This window comes from Desulfoluna sp. CLI2B (genome assembly GCF_056847375.1).
This window is the reverse complement of the sequence record NZ_CP186557.1, coordinates 1,260,330-1,277,375: the sequence shown is the minus strand read 5'-3', so window position 1 is coordinate 1,277,375 and position 17,046 is coordinate 1,260,330. Positions and strand designations below refer to the sequence as shown.

The 17,046-nt window shown below is 59.7% G+C and carries 10 protein-coding genes and 1 pseudogene; 8 read left to right on the top strand and 3 right to left on the bottom strand.

Going from position 1 to position 17,046, the window contains the following annotated elements:
- The 3 genes from ACOYW2_RS06265 to ACOYW2_RS06255 all read right to left on the bottom strand — a co-directional run bounded on the left by ACOYW2_RS06265 (nucleotide 1) and on the right by ACOYW2_RS06255 (nucleotide 5,897).
- The gene (locus tag ACOYW2_RS06265; RefSeq protein WP_482769797.1) at nucleotides 1-2,565 is read right to left on the bottom strand and encodes a response regulator; all 2,565 of its coding nucleotides are present in this window, start codon (nucleotides 2,563-2,565) and stop codon (nucleotides 1-3) included.
- Between the two features lie 223 nt (nucleotides 2,566-2,788).
- Entirely contained in the window at nucleotides 2,789-4,693 is a 1,905-nt protein-coding gene (locus tag ACOYW2_RS06260; RefSeq protein WP_482769796.1) for a methyl-accepting chemotaxis protein, read from the bottom strand.
- 292 nt (nucleotides 4,694-4,985) lie between these two features.
- Entirely contained in the window at nucleotides 4,986-5,897 is a 912-nt protein-coding gene (locus ACOYW2_RS06255) for a substrate-binding domain-containing protein (protein ID WP_482769795.1), read from the bottom strand.
- Between the two features lie 410 nt (nucleotides 5,898-6,307).
- Here ACOYW2_RS06255 and ACOYW2_RS06250 point away from each other — a divergent pair, with 410 nt between their 5' ends.
- From ACOYW2_RS06250 to ACOYW2_RS06215, 8 genes and pseudogenes are all read left to right on the top strand, one after another.
- Nucleotides 6,308-7,627, top strand: a complete 1,320-nt coding sequence (locus tag ACOYW2_RS06250) for a sigma-54 interaction domain-containing protein (RefSeq protein WP_482769794.1) — start codon at nucleotides 6,308-6,310, stop codon at nucleotides 7,625-7,627.
- 311 nt (nucleotides 7,628-7,938) lie between these two features.
- The gene (locus tag ACOYW2_RS06245) at nucleotides 7,939-8,811 is read left to right on the top strand and encodes an ABC transporter substrate-binding protein (protein WP_482769793.1); all 873 of its coding nucleotides are present in this window, start codon (nucleotides 7,939-7,941) and stop codon (nucleotides 8,809-8,811) included.
- Nucleotides 8,702-9,325, top strand: a pseudogene (locus ACOYW2_RS06240) (TonB-dependent receptor plug domain-containing protein); the annotation flags it as partial. The gene ACOYW2_RS06245 and the pseudogene ACOYW2_RS06240, both read left to right, overlap by 110 nt.
- Before the next feature lie 182 nt (nucleotides 9,326-9,507).
- Complete coding sequence (locus ACOYW2_RS06235; RefSeq protein WP_482769792.1) at nucleotides 9,508-10,875, top strand: TonB-dependent receptor domain-containing protein; 1,368 nt, start codon at nucleotides 9,508-9,510, stop codon at nucleotides 10,873-10,875.
- A gap of 711 nt (nucleotides 10,876-11,586) precedes the next feature.
- A complete protein-coding gene (locus ACOYW2_RS06230; protein WP_482769791.1) occupies nucleotides 11,587-13,437 on the top strand; it encodes an extracellular solute-binding protein in 1,851 nt (616 codons plus the stop codon).
- Nucleotides 13,437-14,534, top strand: coding sequence for a microcin C ABC transporter permease YejB (locus tag ACOYW2_RS06225; RefSeq protein ID WP_482769790.1), 1,098 nt, complete (start codon nucleotides 13,437-13,439; stop codon nucleotides 14,532-14,534). Before ACOYW2_RS06230 ends, ACOYW2_RS06225 begins: the two co-directional genes overlap by 1 nt.
- Nucleotides 14,531-15,571, top strand: coding sequence for an ABC transporter permease (locus tag ACOYW2_RS06220; RefSeq protein WP_482769789.1), 1,041 nt, complete (start codon nucleotides 14,531-14,533; stop codon nucleotides 15,569-15,571). Before ACOYW2_RS06225 ends, ACOYW2_RS06220 begins: the two co-directional genes overlap by 4 nt.
- 597 nt (nucleotides 15,572-16,168) lie before the next feature.
- On the top strand, nucleotides 16,169-17,020 hold the full coding sequence (locus ACOYW2_RS06215; RefSeq protein ID WP_482769788.1) for an ATP-binding cassette domain-containing protein: 852 nt from the start codon (nucleotides 16,169-16,171) through the stop codon (nucleotides 17,018-17,020).
- Nucleotides 17,021-17,046: the final 26 nt, after the last annotated feature.

Sequence of the window (17,046 nt, the reverse complement as noted above, 5' to 3'; positions counted from 1 at the left end):
TCACTCTCCTGTGGAGGCCTCGGAACACGTGGCGGGCCCTGCAGCGACCATCTGGGTCAGCAGGCCCCGGGCATCTTTGAAGTTGTATTTTCGAAGGCAGGCCACCAGCTGTTCCGCCTGGGGCCGGAACCCTGCATGGCTTAAGGGCTCCAAAAGAGCCTCGGCCTTGACCCGGGCCATGATATTGCGGGTGGCAATGAGCGCTTCAAGCTCCCGGAGGCCCTCTCCAAAGGGGCTGCCTGACGAAGGAGCGCTTTCCGATTTGACGCCCGCAGGGACAAGACGTTCCGCTTCCTGCTCCAGAGCGGCGATGCACCTGTCCAGGGAGTCCACGTCAGACAGGGCCACACCGGGCTGCCCTTCTTTGACGGCGGCTTCCATGGCAGAGGCCGCTTCGGCCAGTTCATGGCAATACAGGTTGGCGGCAGCGCCTTTGAGGGCATGGAGCCGTGACCGGGCCTCTTCCCAAGAGCCTGCGGCCAAGGCTTCAGCAATGGAGGCAGGGGTCTCCTTAAAGGCTTCCACAAATCCAGTGACCAGCTCCCCCGCGCGGCTCCGGTCTCCCCTGAGGGCCGTCACCAGGCCTTCAATGTCAGGGACACCGGCGGCAGCCGGTGCCTGGGAGGTATCCGTGGGCAACTGTCCGTCCAGAACCCGGAGCAGCTCTCCGGGAGTCACGGGCTTGGTGAGAAATCCCGAGGCACCGGAGGCCATGGCCGCCCTTCGGGTGTCGGGGTCCGCGTCTGCGGTGAGCATCACCACGGGAAGGTCTTCGAGGCCCTCTGAAGTACGGATGGCCTCGGTGAGCTCGCACCCGTCCATGCCGGGCATCTGCATGTCCGCCAACACCAGGTCAAAGGGGACGCGCCCCAGAAGGTCCAGGGCCTTATGGCCGTCGGCGGCGCATTGCACCTTGAAATGTGCCGCGCCCAGGATCTCTTCTGCCACGTTTCGGTTAAAGGGGTTGTCCTCCACCACCAGCACGCGATGACCGTGTGAGCTCCCTCCAGAGATATCGGAAGGAACCGCCGGTGCAGGAGCTGGGACCAGAGACGACACAATGGCATTGTACAGGGCCGACTGCTTCACCGGTTTTGCCACGTGCCCGGCAATGTCCAGCCCCCGGTGCCAGGACACGTCCCGGTTGTTCAGGGGAGACAACAGGACCACCTCCGGGCGATGCCCCTCGTCCATGGCCTGCAAGTGGCTGATGAGCCGTTCCCCCTGGCCGGGAGGCAGGGTCACGTCCGCGAGAAGCAACCCATAGGCTCCTCGGGCCTGGGTGAGGAACGCCACGGCCTCGGGGACGGACCCTGCCAAATCGTAGGGAAATTCAAAGTCATCCAGATACCCGGAAAGGACACGCCGCGCGGAGTCGTTGTCCTCCAGCAGAAGACACCGGGGCTTGGTTCCGGCCCCGTAGAGAAAGCCCTCGGAGGTTTCGTACGGAGCCTTAAGGGGACAGGTTAAGGTAAATTCACTGCCGCGGCCCTGGGTGGACGCAACCGTGAGCGCCCCATCCATCAACGCCGAGAGTTTTCGGCAGATGGCAAGGCCCAGGCCCGTGCCGCCGTGGTGGCGGGTGGTGGAGCCGTCGGCCTGGGTAAAGGCGTCAAAGAGGGTGGGAAGCACCTCATCAGGGATGCCCTCCCCGGTATCGCGCACCCCAAGGGAGAGGGTTCCGGTTTCCAGGGTCTCCCGCTGAAACCTTGCGGTGACCACAACCTCCCCGGCCTCGGTGAACCGGATAGCGTTTGCCGTCAGGTTGGTGATAATCTGGCCCAGGCGCACGGGGTCCCCCACCAGGGTCTGGGGCACGGTGGCGTCGATGTCGCAGACCAGCTCCAAAGATTTCTCCTGGGCCTGCTGGCTCAAGGTGTCCGTCACCCCTTCCATGAGATCTCGAAGGCGGAAAGGAACAGCTTCCAGTTCCAGCTTACCGGCATCCATCTTGGAATAATCGAGGATCTCGTTGACCATGGTCAAAAGCGTCCTGGAGGCCGAAGCGATAATCCGGAGGTTTTCCTTCGCCCTCGGGGAGTCGGGTTGCGTCAGGAGCACGTCCGCCATGCCCATGATGGCGTTAATGGGCGTACGGATCTCGTGGCTTATGTTGGCCAGAAACGCCCCCTTGGCCTGTCCCGAGGCCTCGGCGGCCAGGCGGGCCTGGTTAAGTTCTTCGGTGCGCTTTTCCACCCGGCGCTCCAGCTCGGCCTCCCTCACCTCGATGATCCGCACCATCCAGTTCAGGTCCCGCATGAGGGCCACGATCTCGTTTTCGTCTTCAGCCTCCGGGGGAAGCCGGAAGCCCGTGTAATCCCCCGTTTTCACCCGCTGGCAGAACCGGCTGATACGCGTCACCTGGCGCTTGACCAGCCAATGGAACCCCGGGAGCCAGGGTGCCACAAGGGGCAGGCCAAAGGCGGTAAGCAAGCCCACTGTAAGGGCGTGCTGAAAGGCGGGCAGAACGTGGATGCTGCTGGTCCGGGCCGCCAGCCACACCGCCGCCAGGGGCAGGGTGGCGTACACATAAAGAATAAACTTGTATTTCAGTGCCAGTTTCATGACCACACTCTATACGTTTGGCCCCCGGCAGGGCTGCCGGAGGTATTTTGAGCTGAATCGTTGCAACAGGTTCAAAAAAAGCGATTGAATGCCGTTTTAAAGGCGGATGTGATTTGACCCGGGGAACGAGGGGCAAAACGCATCCGCTACCTGCTTTCAAGATGGCACACCTTGCCGCCGGAGGCTTTTTTGGCGCTGACTCGTTTCTCCAAGCCTTTGGCTGTTACGCCAGCCTGAACCGGCCCACCACATCCGTCAGTTCCTGGGAAAGGGCTGTCAGGGTCCCTGCGCTGCGGTTCACCAGGCTGCTGCTGCCCGATATCTCCCCGGAGGTTCGGCTCGACTCGGCGATGTCCCGCGAGATGCCCGCAAAGGTGGCGGATGCCCCGGCAATGTTCCGGTCGATCTCCGAAATCCCGGCAGAAACCGACCCCACATGGGCCACAATGGCATCGGTGAGCACCCGCTGCTCTTCCAGGCTCCCTGCGGTGGCCCGAACGATACCGTCCACCCGGTCCAGGCCGTCGGCAAGGCCATCCACCGTTGCCAGGACCTCTGCCGCCGATCGGCCCACGGCCTCTGTTTTCTGTTGAATCAGCTCGGAAGCCTTGGAAACCTGGGCGGCGAGCTCCTTGACCTCGGAGGCCACCACGGCAAACCCTGCCCCGGCGCTTCCGGCCCGGGCCGCTTCAATGGTGGCGTTCAAGGCCAGGAGGTTGGTCTGGGAGGCGATGTCGTGGATGCCCTCGGCAATGCCCCCGATTTCGCCTGTGGCGGCATCAAAGGCGCGGAAGGCTGAACGGGCTTCGCCCAGGGCCGATACCGTGTCCTCGGTGATGCCCCGGGCGTTTTCCGCACGGGAGGCCAAGGCCTTGATGGACTCCTTTACCCCGGTGGAAGCGCCGGAAATCTCCCCGGCACCCACGGCGGACTCACCGATGGCATTGCCGATGGCGGCCATGGTGCGCTCCAGGCTCTCCGAGGCCGACGCCGTGGCCGCCACCTTGTCGCTGACGGCTGCCGAGTGGGAAGCCATGTCTTCGGAGGTGGCGGCAAGCTCCCCGGACGAGGCGACCAGGGCCTCGGAGGCCTCGGCACACTTCTCAATGAGGCCGTTTAAATGCTCGGCCATGCCGTTCTGGGCCCGGACCAGGTCGCCTATCTCATCGCGCCTGCGTGTCTCCATGCGACCGGCAAGGTCCCCGGAGGCGATCCTGGCGGAAAAATCGCAAAGGTCCTTCAGGGCGCCGGAGAGACGGCGTGAATAGAAAAAGGTTGCAAAGCAACCCAGGACCAGCACTGCGACGCCCACGCCCACGGAGGTGATCTCAATCTGGCGGAGAACGGCTTTCACCTGCCGGGTCTCTTCAAACAGGGCCCAAAAGAACCTGCCACGGCTTGGACCGAAGCCCACGGGCACCGCACGAAGGATCCCGGAAGTCCCGCCCAGAAGGACGTTTCTGTCGGCATGGGAAATGGAGCCACCCAAAACGCCTTCGGGCAGGGTTGAAAACCCCTTGGCATCCGAGGAAGCGCGAAGGCGATACGTTCCGCCCAGGTCTTCATAGAGGGCACAGCGTCCTGGTCCGCCCCGGAGAAGGGCGGTCACAAAGGCATCGTCCAGGCTTCGCCTGACCACCATGGTCCCGAGAAAACTTGCCTTGTTGTAGACTGGGCTTAAAAAGACCATCTCCGGGACCCCGCCCCTCACCCCCATACCGCCAGCAACAGTGCCTTTGGCCATCTTCTGCGCCGGGGCCTTCAAGCCTTCGGCCTCCCCCACCACGCAGCTACCTTTCCGGTCAAACACCGTCACCCCGTCGTAGGAGAGCACCCGCTTCATGAAGCCGACCCTGGTTTTGAGATTGTCGTATTTTTTCGTGAACCTGGCCGCCTTCATCAGACGGACAATCTCGCGGTCCCCAGCCATGCGGCCAAGGTCTGCCTCCATGGAGGTGTAGATCGCCGACACCTTCCCCTCCATGGCCGACACCCTTGCGGTGAGCTCTTTTTCCTGGGCATTCATCAGAATGCGCCCGGAGTTGATGTGAATGGGAATGATGATGGATGCCACAGCCAGAATCAGGATGGCGCTGAAAAAAAGGCTGAGCTTGCTTCCGATGTTCATGATCATACTCTCTTTCAAAACACATGGCCCTTTGCCCCACGGCACAAGGCCTGAAATGGTAACGACTCAGCTCAAAGCTGCCTCCGGCGGCCCTGCCGGGGCTAAACGTTTAAAACGTTTAACAAACAGGTCATAAAAAAAGGTACATGAATGCCGCTTTACATGCAGATGTGATTTGACCCGAGGAACGAGGGGCAAATGACATCTGCTATCTGCTTTCAAGGTGGCACACCTTGCCGCCGGAGGCTGTTTTTTGAGGCTGAATAGTTACGACGGGTTTAACAAACAGGGGTTAAAACCCGGCCTTGAGCCAGTCCATGGCAAAGCCCTTTTCCATGAGCTGCCTGCCGTGGGCACCCGTGGCAAAGGCCAGGAAACGGGTCGTTGCATCCGACGCATTTTTTCGGCTGACCAGGCTGCGCCGAGCAAGGAAGGGGTACTGACCGTTCTTCTCGGACGCCCGACACGGGGCCACACCGTCCACGGCCAGGTGCTTTGAGTTGGCGTCAAAGAACATCCTCGGCACCATGGCGACGGCCATCTCGTTGGCCGCAATCTCATCGAGCTGGTTGTCCGTCACCTCCACGTACATCACCGACTCTTCCAGGCGCGCCGTGTTTTTTGTGATGCCGCTTTCCGCAAGGGCCTTGTCCAGCAGGGTGTCGTAACTTGCCCCGCACCGCTGCTTATACAAAAGGATCTCCATGTCCTTGCCGCCCACCTCTTTCCAGTTGGTGATGTTCCCGGCAAAGATGTCAAGGACCTGTCGGTTTGTCAGGGTATCCACAGGGTTTGCCTTGCTCACGGCCACGGCATAGGCCATGGGATCAAGGGGGGTCTCCACCAGGCCTGCGGCTTTCTCCTCGTCGGTGAGGGGTCTTAAAAGCGTTCCGATGTCGGCGGCGCCCGAGCGAACGGCGGCTACCCCCGCCTCCAGCCCGGCACAGTCCTCGTTCATGGAAAATGCAAAAGGCGTCTCGCTGCGAAAGGGATTGGGAAGCCCTTCCTGGGTCTCATGGGTGACAACCACGCTGTTGAAAATACACCGCCCGGTCACTGCCACGGTGAGATCCTGTCCGGGCCCGGCAAACAGGTTGCCCGGAACCAACACCGATGCCGCGCAAAGGGCTCCTGCCCCAGCTGCCGTTCGTTTCAAAAAATCGCGCCGTGAACATGTTGCCCCACATGTGCATGATTTTGTCATGATACCTCTCCCTTCCACATTTTCTTTGCTGTATAAATTTTTCTTGGCTCGCCAAACAAATCTGCCTGGCCGAGATAAATATGGAAGGTAAAATTCTTTGTCAATACCAAAATTAGGCAACAACCCATCAACCGGGAATCACCAACACATCATCCGCCAACGGATCCATCAAAATAACAAGGCCATAGACATTCAGTTGCGGATGGTGGGGCTACTCTGTTTTTCCACCCCGCCCCGAGGCGTTGCGGGCCTTTCCCCGCCACAACCGACGTGGCGGAGGCCTGGTTATCCCGTTGCCCCAAGGGGTTCAGGCGCCTTGACAAATGGGGTTCGACCGACTAATACCGTATTTTTTAGGAAAGACAAAATTTATTTATACCAACAAAAAAAACAGAAGGATGTTCAGCCCAATGATATCCCACGACACCCTCATGAGAAACCTCCCCGGCATGGTCTACCGGAGGATCAACGACGGCTACTGGAGCATCGACTATGTCAGCGAAGGGGCCCGCAAACTCTTTGGGGAGACCCCCTACCGAATGATCCTGACCCGGCGGGCCAAGCTGGCCAACCTGGTCCATGAGGCATGTGTCGACGAGGTTATCCGGGCATCGGAGCAGGCCATGCATAGGCACAAACCCTACCAGCTCATTTACCGCGTCAATTCGCTGACAGAACGGGACAAGTGGGTCTGGGACCGAGGGGAAGGCATCTACGATGACAAGGGGGTCCTCATCGCAGCCGAAGGGTTCATCACCGATTTTACAGAACACAAGGAGATGGAAGAGGAGCTGCGAAGATTCGCTGAACTGCCAGGTGGCACTCAAGACGGCTTCCATGCCATGACCGGCGCATCCCCTGCCATGCAGGAGCTCTACACCATGATCGAAAAAGCAGCCGAAACCACGGCCCCGGTCATCGTCAACGGAGAGTCCGGCACCGGCAAAGAGCTGGTCTCCCGCACCATCCATGACATCGGCCCCAGAAAGGAAAAAAACTTTGTGCCGGTCAACTGCGGCGCCATTCCGGAAAACCTTATGGAGTCCGAGTTCTTCGGCCACTGCAAGGGGGCTTTTTCCGGGGCCCACTCCGACCGGGAAGGCCTCCTGGACAAGGCCGACGGCGGCACCCTCTTTCTGGATGAAATCGGTGAGATCGGGCTTTCCATGCAGACCAAACTCCTTCGGGCCATCGAGGGCGGCGGATACACCCCGGTGGGGGGGCGGCAGGTGAAGGTCCCAGATATCCGCATCGTCTCTGCCACGAACCGGGATCTTTCCGAACTGGTGCGCCGAGGAACAATGCGGGAGGATTTCTTCTACAGGATCCATGTGGTCCCCATCAAGGTGCCGCCTGCGGCAGGCCGATGTCCCCTGGTGGACCGCTTCATCAAGGCCTGGCCCGGGGAGACAAAGCCCGGGCCGTCTGAAATGTCCGCCATCATGGCCTACGACTGGCCGGGAAACATCCGGGAGCTGGATAACGTCCTCAGGCGCTATGCCACCCTGGGACGCCTGGACCTGCCCACCGCCTGCCGGGCCCCGGCAAGCTGTCCGGGCCTGGAGAGGGGTCCCCTCAAAACCCGCCTTGCCGCCCTGGAAAAGCAGATGATCGAAAGGGCGTTAAAGGAGAACAACCACAACCGCACCCGCGCCGCTGCCGAGCTGGCCATCGACCGGCGCTCCCTCTACACCAAGATCAAGGCGTACAACATCTCCCCCGGAGAGTAACGGGAAGAAATCCCCCAAACCGGGGGTTTTCTTCCCGCCCCCGTCAAGGAGCCCGCCTTCCAAGGCTTTCTGCTGCGGTGGCGTGCAAAGTCGGGAAGATGGCTTCCCATTGGCAAAAAATCAGGCAAGCCTAAAAATTTACAGTTAATGAAAATAATTTACAGACCTTATGGCATTTGCACTCAGGTTGGCCCGCAATATGCTCTATCTCCCGGTACGCAATTGAACCCCATGGGCCTTTGCCAGCGCCACGAGCCGTCCCATAGATCAAGGCCGGCGCATGCAACGCCCTGCAACCGAAGGAGAGCACCATGTCCGAACCAACCGAAATGCGGAACCTCATCATGATCGGAGACAAGCTGGCCCACACCGCAAGGGCCCTGGGAGTCCTGCCCCGGGCCATGGTCACCAGCCAGATCCCCCTCATCGAAGACTTTTTCCCCGGCATCGACCACCTGGAGTGCACCCGCTGCATCATGACCACCAAGCGGCGCATCCTTCACACAGCCGCCAAGCGGGGCGGAATACAAAAAATCCTTTTGGAAAAGGACACCGCCGCCAGCGACTACTGGTGCGGGCTCAACCCCTCAGAGATGGAAAACGAGCTCACCTCCGACGGCTACGAGGTATCGGTGGTCGACTTTTCACAAGGAATTCACCACGGCATCCGCGACACAGGCAAGGTCCTTGGCCGGGACAAGCTGGCGGAGCGCTTGATCAGGCACTATGACGCCCAGCTTGAGGAGGTCACAGCACTCCTGCCTTTGGGGGACAAAAAACGCGTTGCCGCCTTCGTGGGCTTCATGCACCCCATGACCCATGAGAACTTCCTGATCCCACAGGCGTGCGACAGCTTTCTCAATCAAAAGGTCATGGAACCCCTGGGGCTAAAGAACGCCCTGGAGGACCTGGGCCCCCTGGATGAGCTCTCCCCGGCTGAGATGATGCAACGGCTCACCCAAACCGCACCGGAGGTCATCGTGATCACCGGAAACGCCCAGGCAGGGCTCATGGCCATCCGGGACGCGGCAGATGCCGACCCCGCCTTCCGGGAGGTCCCCGCCGTAAAAAACCATGCCGTCCATGCCCTGCCCGCCTGTAGCGGCGGGGAACCTGCGGACTACCCGCAGATCCTCGGCGCATGGGCCCACGCCCTTGGCCACAAAGAGCGTGGAACGATTTGACCCGCAGCGACGGGACACAAAGCAATACCAGGAGATGAACGTGAAAAAGCAGATTTTTAAACTACCCATGATGGTGTGCATGGCCCTCATGGCCACCCAGGCCCTGGCCGAAGAGCCGAACATCCCGGCAAAACCCCAGGATCCCCCGGCTGTTGCCACACGCATGGACAGCATGGTGGTCACCGCCACGCGCACGAAAACCAGCGCCTTTGACGTGCCCGCCTCGGCCTCTGTGGTGGACGCGGACACCATTGAGCAGGACCGGCCCGACAACCTGGCCGACATCCTGGAGAGCATTCCCGGCGTGGACATCTCAGGAGATGCAGCCCACGCCCAGCAACCGGCCTTGAGGGGCCTGCCCGAAAGCCAGACCATCATCAAGGTGGACGGGGCCCGTGAAAACTACGTGCAAAAAGCAGGGGACGCCCAGTCCACCATCCTGGTGGACCCGGATCTTTTAAAAGAGGTGGAGGTGGTCCGAGGACCGGCATCGGTGATGCATGGAGCCGGAGGCATCGGCGGGGTGATCTCTCTTACCACCAAGGATGCCGCCGATCTCTTGAAGCCCGGCCGGAACGTGGGGGCCATGGTCAAGGGCGGTGTCAGCACCGCCGGAGACGAAACCCATGGAACCGCCGCGGCCTACGGGCGGTACGGAAACCTCGACATCCTGGCCACCGACGCCTTACCGGCGATGTGGAAACCAGCACCGAAGAAGAGGGCAAGGAGACCGTCAAACGGGACGGCAAAATCAAAAACGCCATGGTCAAGGCCACCTACACGCCCACAGATGCCCACACCTTCTCCCTCAACGCCACCCGCTTTGATCAGGACATCACCTATAAAAAGGACGATTCCCGTTACCAGGCAGAGCAGGACAAGCTGATCGGCACCTGGCGCCTGACACCGGACAGCCCCCTGGTGGACGCTAAGATCACCGCCCTCTGGTCCAAGCGCGACGAAACCGTGGAGAACAACATCACGGACAAGCTGGAGTTCACCTCCATGGGCATCGATGCCCAGAACATCATGGCATTCAACACCGGAAGCCGCGTCTCCCATCGGCTAGTCTTCGGAGCGGACGCCTACCGGGACGAATACACGCCCAAGGCGGGTGATCCCGCCATAGCCTACACCAACCCTCCGGGTCACGGGGAAGACGCCGGGGCCTTCATCCAGGACGAAATCGCCGTGCCCGGCGGGTTCACCCTGATCCCGGCCCTTCGCTACACCTGGTACTCCCGTACCGGAGAAAACTCCGAATCCCCAGACGGTACCGAAGACCGTGTCTCCCCCAAAATGACCGTGGACTGGAAACCCGTGCCCTGGGCCGGGTTCCACACCACCTACGCCGAGTCCTTCCGGGCCCCGCTGGTGAGCGAAATGTTCACGGAACTCGATAGCCCCCACCCCTTCAACCCCATGATCCGCGTCAAGGTCCTGGCCAACCCGGACCTGAAGCCGGAACAGGCAGACACCTGGGAATGGGGCGCGCGTTTTGCCTTTGATGGACTCCTCGCCGATGACGACGCCCTGCGCATCAAGGGGATCTACTTCCAGGAAAAAATCGAAGATCTCATCGACGCCAAAACCCTCCAGATGCCTGCACCTCCGGACTTCGAATTCGTCTCCACCATGGTAAACGTGGAATCCGTCAAGCGGGAAGGCTACGAGCTGGAATTTGCCTACAAGATAAAGAACCTGTCCCTTCTTCTGGGGCACTCAAAAATCAAAGGCCGGGACGAAAAAACCAAAGAAAACGCCGGAGAAACACCCGCCACCACCCTGGTGCGGGCCGACTACCTTTTCAAGGCCCTGAACCTCAAACTGGGCTGGCGCGCCCGCTTTGTGGAGAGCTTTGAAAACGGCGACGACGAATACGAGTCCTACGAGGTCCACAGCCTCTCCTCCACCTTCAGGCCCACGTGGTTCCAAAACCGGGACCTGGCCCTCTACCTCAACGTGGACAACCTCTTTGACGAGTCCTACGACGCCTACCACTTCAAAAACAGCGGCCCAGGCGGCGCACGGAGCATCAAGGCAGGGATGAGCATGATGTTTTAAAAGGAAAAAGCAGCCCCCGGCGGCCCTTCCGGGGGCTAAACGATTAAAAAGTATAGCAAACAGGCTTCAACAGTTCTTCTTGAGTGAAGTTTGAAAAGACGAAATAAATCGACTGAAACGGAGCGCCGCACTCCGGTGAGGCTTTTTAGTCCGTCGTTACCCGTGCCGCACCGGAGTGCGGCGCTCCAGGCGACAAGGGTATTCGGAGGGTGATGCAGATAGCCCGATAACCCAAAAGATGATCAAGGCTGACGTTTGTTTGAACGGCGGATGTGGTTTGACCCGAGGAATCCGCCTACGCCCATATCTGTGCGTCACCATTCGACAACGGCAATGGGCTACGGCGCGACAAGCGAAGGCAAATGCGAAAAAGCATTCCCGAACCTGGGGTCCAGGGGATTTGTTCCCTGGCAACCGGAGGCAGTCCGGTTAAAGCTGATAGTCAACGGGTTACGTGAATGAGTCCCGGTCTTTCAAGGCTTGTGGGACAGCTCGTACAAACCACCAGCTTATGTATCGGGCGAAGCCCGAGCCGAAGGCGTTTGCGCATTTTCCTGAGGAACGAAGGGAAATGCGTAAACGCAATAAGCTTTCGAGGTGGCTCACCTCGCCGCCGGAGGCCTGCTTTTTCCACTCACGTTAACCATAGAAGGCACGCTTTTACCACACAATCCTTCCGGTAAGCCGGAAGCCAGACAAGGTATGTTCATCATGACGTTTCGTATTCCCCGGATTGTGCTCGTTCTTTTTGTGCTGACCGTCTCCACGGCCCGTGCGGAGAGCCCGGGCACCGTCTTTTCCCACGCCTTAAGTTCCGGGGGGGCACCAAAGTACAAGGCGGGGTTTACCCATTTTGATTACGTGAACCCCGACGCCCCCAAAGGCGGAACCCTGCGGGATTATGCCATCGGAAGCTTCAACAGCTTCAATCCTTTTATCCTTAAAGGGGAGTGCGCTGCGGGGGTTGACCTGGTCTACGACAGCCTCATGATAGAGTCCGAAGACGAGGACGGGGTGTACTACGGGCTGCTGGCAGAGGGCGTGGAGATGCCGGAAGACCGTTCCTGGATCACTTTCCATCTGAGAAAAGAGGCCCGATTCCATGACGGCACCCCGGTGACGGCAGACGATGTGGTCTTCTCGTACAACGCCCTGATCAACAACTTCGGCAACACCCTGAAAAAGTACTACGAAGAGATCAAAGGGGTGGAGGCCCTTGACCCATACAGGGTGAAGTTCACAGTCAAAGACAGGGCGAGCCGGGAACTTCCCGCCATCCTGGCCCAGATCGCCGTCTTGCCGGAGCATGCCTGGCACGGCCGTGATTTTTCCGCCACCACCCTGGACCTCCCCTTGGGAAGCGGGCCTTACCGCATCGCGTCTTTCAGGCAGGGACGAAGCATCACCTACGAACGCGTCAAAGACTACTGGGCCCGGGACCTTCCCGTGTGTCGCGGCATATATAACGTTGATACCATCACCGTCGATTACTTTCGAGACGGCACCGTGGCCATGGAAGCCTTTCGGGCCGGGCTCTACGACTACCGTTTGGAAACCTCGGCCAAGACCTGGGCCACCATGTACAAGGGACCGGCCTTTGACCGGGGCGAGATCAAGCGTGTCATCCTTCCCCACCGGCTTCCCCAGGGCATGGAAGGCCTCGTGTTCAACACCCGCAGGCCGGTGTTCAAAAATCCACGGGTCCGCTACGCCCTCCTCCTCGCCTTTGATTACGATTGGGCGAAAAAGCGGCTCTACTATGGTGAGCCCCAGCGTTTTACCAGCTACTTCTTTAATTCAGATTTTGCCGCCCCTCCCCTTCCGGGCCCTGAGGAGAGAGCGCTTCTGGCCCCGTTCAGAGACGAGTTGCCCGAAGAGATCTTCACCGCCCCCTACCGCATCCCGGAATCCAACGGATCCGGGCACATCCGGGAGCGCCTCATCCGGGCAGCCCGGATCCTCAAGGAAGAGGGCTGGCAGGTAAAAGACAACAGGCTCGTCTACGTCAAGGAGAAGGGCCCCGTAAAGAAGGGAAGCCCCTTTCGATTCCAGTTCCTCTCGGATTCGACGGCCACGGACCGACTCCTGCTGCCGTTTCAAAGGAACCTGGCTCGCCTGGGCATCGAGATGGTCATTCACCGCAGCGACATCTCCCAGTACATCCTGCGCATGCGAAGCTACGATTACGACATGATCAACGCAGGCTTCGGCTGCATGCCGACCCCGGGGGTTGAGATGAAACTGTACTGGCACTCGGAGAATGCCGACCGAAAAGGGGCCAGGAACCTTGCCGGGGTCAAGAGCCGGGCCGTGGATTTCCTGGTGGAAAAAATCCTCTCCGCACCGGACCGCACCTCGCTCGTTTTCGCCATGCACGCTCTGGACCGGGTGCTGCTCCGGGGCACCTACATAATCCCCTTCGGGGCCATAAGCCACTATCGGCTGGCCTACAGGAACCAATTCGACATGCCCCATGTAATCACCGGCAAGAAACCCCAGGCCGTCACCTGGTGGGTACGACCGAACAATGGCGCCACCCCGGCAAGCCCGAAGGAGAAGTGATGGGCAGCTATATTCTCAAACGAATTTTCTACATGATCCCCACGCTGCTGGGGATCCTCACCGTTAACTTTTTTGTGATCCAGTTGGCACCGGGAGGGCCGGTGGAGCAGGTGATCTCCAAGATGCAGGGAGACCGCCGGTCCGTGGTGGAACGCATCTCCGGCCAGGAGGGCGACCTTGTCAGCACACCGGACACCTCCCTTGACCGGGTCAACCGATACAAAGGGGCCCAAGGCATCTCCCCTGAAATGATCCGGGAGATCGAAAAGCAGTTCGGATTCGACAAACCCATCCATGAACGCTACCTGGACATGCTGAAACGCTACCTCTGCTTTGACTTTGGGGATAGCTTTTTCAGGGACCGCAAGGTGGTGGACATCATCCTTGAAAAAATGCCCGTCTCCATCTCCCTGGGGCTCTGGAGCACCCTGTTGATCTACGGGATCTCCATTCCTTTAGGCATCCGTAAGGCCGTCCACCACGGCAGCCGGTTCGACGTCTGGTCCAGCACCGTGGTGATCCTGATGAACTCCATCCCGGTGTTTCTCTTTGCCGTCCTTCTCATCACCGTATTTGCCGGGGGCAGCTATCTCCAGTGGTTTCCCATGCGCGGACTGGTCTCCCCCGGTTTTGAGGCCCTCTCCTTCTGGGGAAAGATCATCGACTACCTCCACCACCTCTGCCTGCCCATCCTGGCCATGAGCATCGGGGGCATCGCAGGCCTCGCCCTTCTCACCAAAAACTCCTTTTTAGAGGAGATCAACAAGCTCTACGTGGTGACGGCCCGGGCCAAGGGGGTGACGGAAAAAAGGATCCTGTTGGGCCATGTGTTCCGTAACGCCATGATCATCGTTATCTCGGGCCTTCCGGCCACCTTTGTAAGCATCTTTTTCACCGGGTCCATGATGATCGAGGTGATCTTCTCCTTAGACGGCATGGGGCTCTTAGGGTTTGAGTCCACCATGCAGCGGGACTACCCGGTGATGTTCGCCAACCTCTACATCGGCCTTCTCATGGGCCTGGCCCTGAAGATCATCAGCGACATCACCTATGTGTGGGTGGACCCGCGCATCTCCTTTGACGAAAGCGAGGCATGACCATGGCATGGATCAACCTGTCCCCCATCGGCAAGCGGCGCGTGCGGGCCTTTCGGTCCAACCGCCGGGCCTTTTACTCCCTTGTGCTCTTTTCCGTGCTCTTTGCCCTGAGCCTTGTGGCTGAAATCATTGCCAACGACGCGCCCCTTCTGGTGCGATTCCAGAAGCACTGGTACCTGCCCGTGGTTCAGGACATTCCGGAGACGGCCTTCGGGGGCGTGTTTGAAACCACGGCGGATTTCACGGATCCCCAGGTGCAGGCCCTCATCAACGACAACGGCTGGATGCTCTGGCCCCCCATCCGCCTCCATTACAACACGGTGAATTTTGCCCGCCCCGTCTTCCCGGCCCCGCCCAACGGCCAAAACCTGCTGGGCACCGACGACCACGGCCGGGACATCTTTGTGCGGCTGCTTTACGGATTTCGCACCTCGGTGACCTTCGGGCTGCTCCTCACCCTCTTCAGCTCGGCCATCGGCATCTCCGTGGGGGCTGTCCAGGGCTACTTCGGGGGAAAAATCGACATGCTGGGACAAAGGCTCATGGAGATCTGGTCGGGGGTGCCCCTGCTCTATATCCTCATCATCATCTCCAGCTTCATCGAGCCGGGATTCTGGATCATCCTGGGCATCATGCTCCTCTTCAGCTGGATGGGCCTGGTGGATGTGGTCCGGGCTGAGTTCCTCCGCTGCAGGAACTTGGAGTACGTAAGGGCCGCACGGGCCCTGGGCATCGGGGACCGCAAGATCATGTGGAGGCACGTCCTGCCCAACTCCCTCATCTCGGTATTCAGCTTTCTGCCCTTTATCCTGAGCGGCTCCATCACCACCCTCACCTCCCTGGACTTCCTGGGCTTTGGCCTGCCCCCGGGCTCCCCGGCCCTGGGTGAGCTTCTGGCCCAGGGCAAGGCCAATCAGCACGCACCATGGATCGGCCTCTCCGCCTTTGTGGTCCTGGCCCTCATGCTGAGCCTGCTCGTGTTTATCGGGGAGGGCGTGCGCGACGCCTTTGACCCAAGACACCAGGTTCGGGGGTGAGCAGCAGGAAAAGCGTGCCTCCTGCGGCCAGGGGATTTTTAGCCTAAGTGGCTTCGCCACCCCTGGACCCCAGGTTCGGGAATGCTCTTTCGCCTTCGTTCCTCAGGCTCATCACATTCCCTGACGGGCTTCGCCCGTGAGTATGCCGACGGCAGTGGTCATCCTTGCTTTGTCAGGATGTCTTTCGTTCCCAGGCTCCGCCTGGGAATGATACACGGAGGCTCTGCCTCCACGTTTGAAATCGCTTCGTGCTGCAGATGTTATCCATATATATGCTTCTGCCTAACCCCTTCAAGGCGGAGCCTGAGCCGAAGCGTAATGGCTATCAGCTTTCGAGGCAGGGCCAACGCATTTGAAAATTCAGTTGCCTCCGGCGGGTCGCTTTTTGAAAAAAGCTCCACAAAAACGTTCCGGTAATCAAGATGCTTATCTCCAGCCCCGCAGGGGCCGAAGATAAGCGCCTTGATAAATTAAAAAATAAGAGGGGCTATACCCTGCAGGGGCGTACCCTCAAAAAATAAAGTCTGTTTATCAAACGTTTCAAACGTTTGGCCCCCGGCAGGGCCGCCGGAGGCAAATAAAATTCAGGAGAGATCATTGACCCTATCCCCAGTGTTAAACGTTGAAGACCTGCATATATCCTTTTCTGAAAACGGCATGGAAAAAGAGGTGGTCAAAGGAATCTCCTTTGCCGTCAACCGGGGGGAAATCGTTGCCATCGTGGGCGAGAGCGGGGCGGGTAAATCCGTGGCAGCCCAATCGGCCTTGCGGCTGCTGCCTGAATCCGGGACCCGCATTCGGGGCGAGATAACCCTTGAAGACCAACATATCCTGGAGCTATCCGATAAGGAGATGCGAAGGGTGCGGGGCAAAAGTGCCGGGATGATTTTTCAGGAGCCCATGACCGCCTTGAACCCTCTACACACCGTTGAAAAACAGATCATCGAAGGGATCCTGTGCCACACGCGGATTGAACGAAAGGAGGCCAGACAGCAAGCCCTGGGGCTGCTCCATGCCGTGGGCATCGATCAAGCCGAAGAGCGCCTCGGCCATCACCCCCACCAGCTGTCGGGGGGGCAGAGGCAGCGTGTCATGATCGCCATGGCCATTGCCTCGAATCCGGGCCTTCTCATCGCCGACGAGCCCACCACGGCCCTGGACGTCACGGTACAGGCCAGGGTGCTGGCCCTGTTGTCCAGGCTCAAGGAAACACGCAACATGGGCATCCTGCTCATCACCCACGACCTTGGGGTGGTCCGGCACGTGGCCGACCGGGTCTGCGTAATGCGAGACGGCGAATTCGTCGAGACGGGAACCCCCGACGAGCTCTTCAAAGCGCCCCGACATCCCTACACCCGCCAGCTTGTGACGGCCCATGCGACGCCATCAGAGCCCCGCAACATGGAGTATGTGAACCCGAAGCCACGACATCAAGGTTCATTTCCATAATAAAGGGGACAGGTTCTTTTTCCAGA

Coding starts and splice junctions, on each gene's coding strand:
- ACOYW2_RS06265 (WP_482769797.1), bottom strand. CDS start 2,565: ATGAAACTGGCACTGAAATACAAGTTTATTCTTTATGTGTACGCCACC.
- ACOYW2_RS06260 (WP_482769796.1), bottom strand. CDS start 4,693: ATGAACATCGGAAGCAAGCTCAGCCTTTTTTTCAGCGCCATCCTGATT.
- ACOYW2_RS06255 (WP_482769795.1), bottom strand. CDS start 5,897: ATGACAAAATCATGCACATGTGGGGCAACATGTTCACGGCGCGATTTT.
- ACOYW2_RS06250 (WP_482769794.1), top strand. CDS start 6,308: ATGATATCCCACGACACCCTCATGAGAAACCTCCCCGGCATGGTCTAC.
- ACOYW2_RS06245 (WP_482769793.1), top strand. CDS start 7,939: ATGTCCGAACCAACCGAAATGCGGAACCTCATCATGATCGGAGACAAG.
- ACOYW2_RS06230 (WP_482769791.1), top strand. CDS start 11,587: ATGACGTTTCGTATTCCCCGGATTGTGCTCGTTCTTTTTGTGCTGACC.
- ACOYW2_RS06225 (WP_482769790.1), top strand. CDS start 13,437: ATGGGCAGCTATATTCTCAAACGAATTTTCTACATGATCCCCACGCTG.
- ACOYW2_RS06220 (WP_482769789.1), top strand. CDS start 14,531: ATGACCATGGCATGGATCAACCTGTCCCCCATCGGCAAGCGGCGCGTG.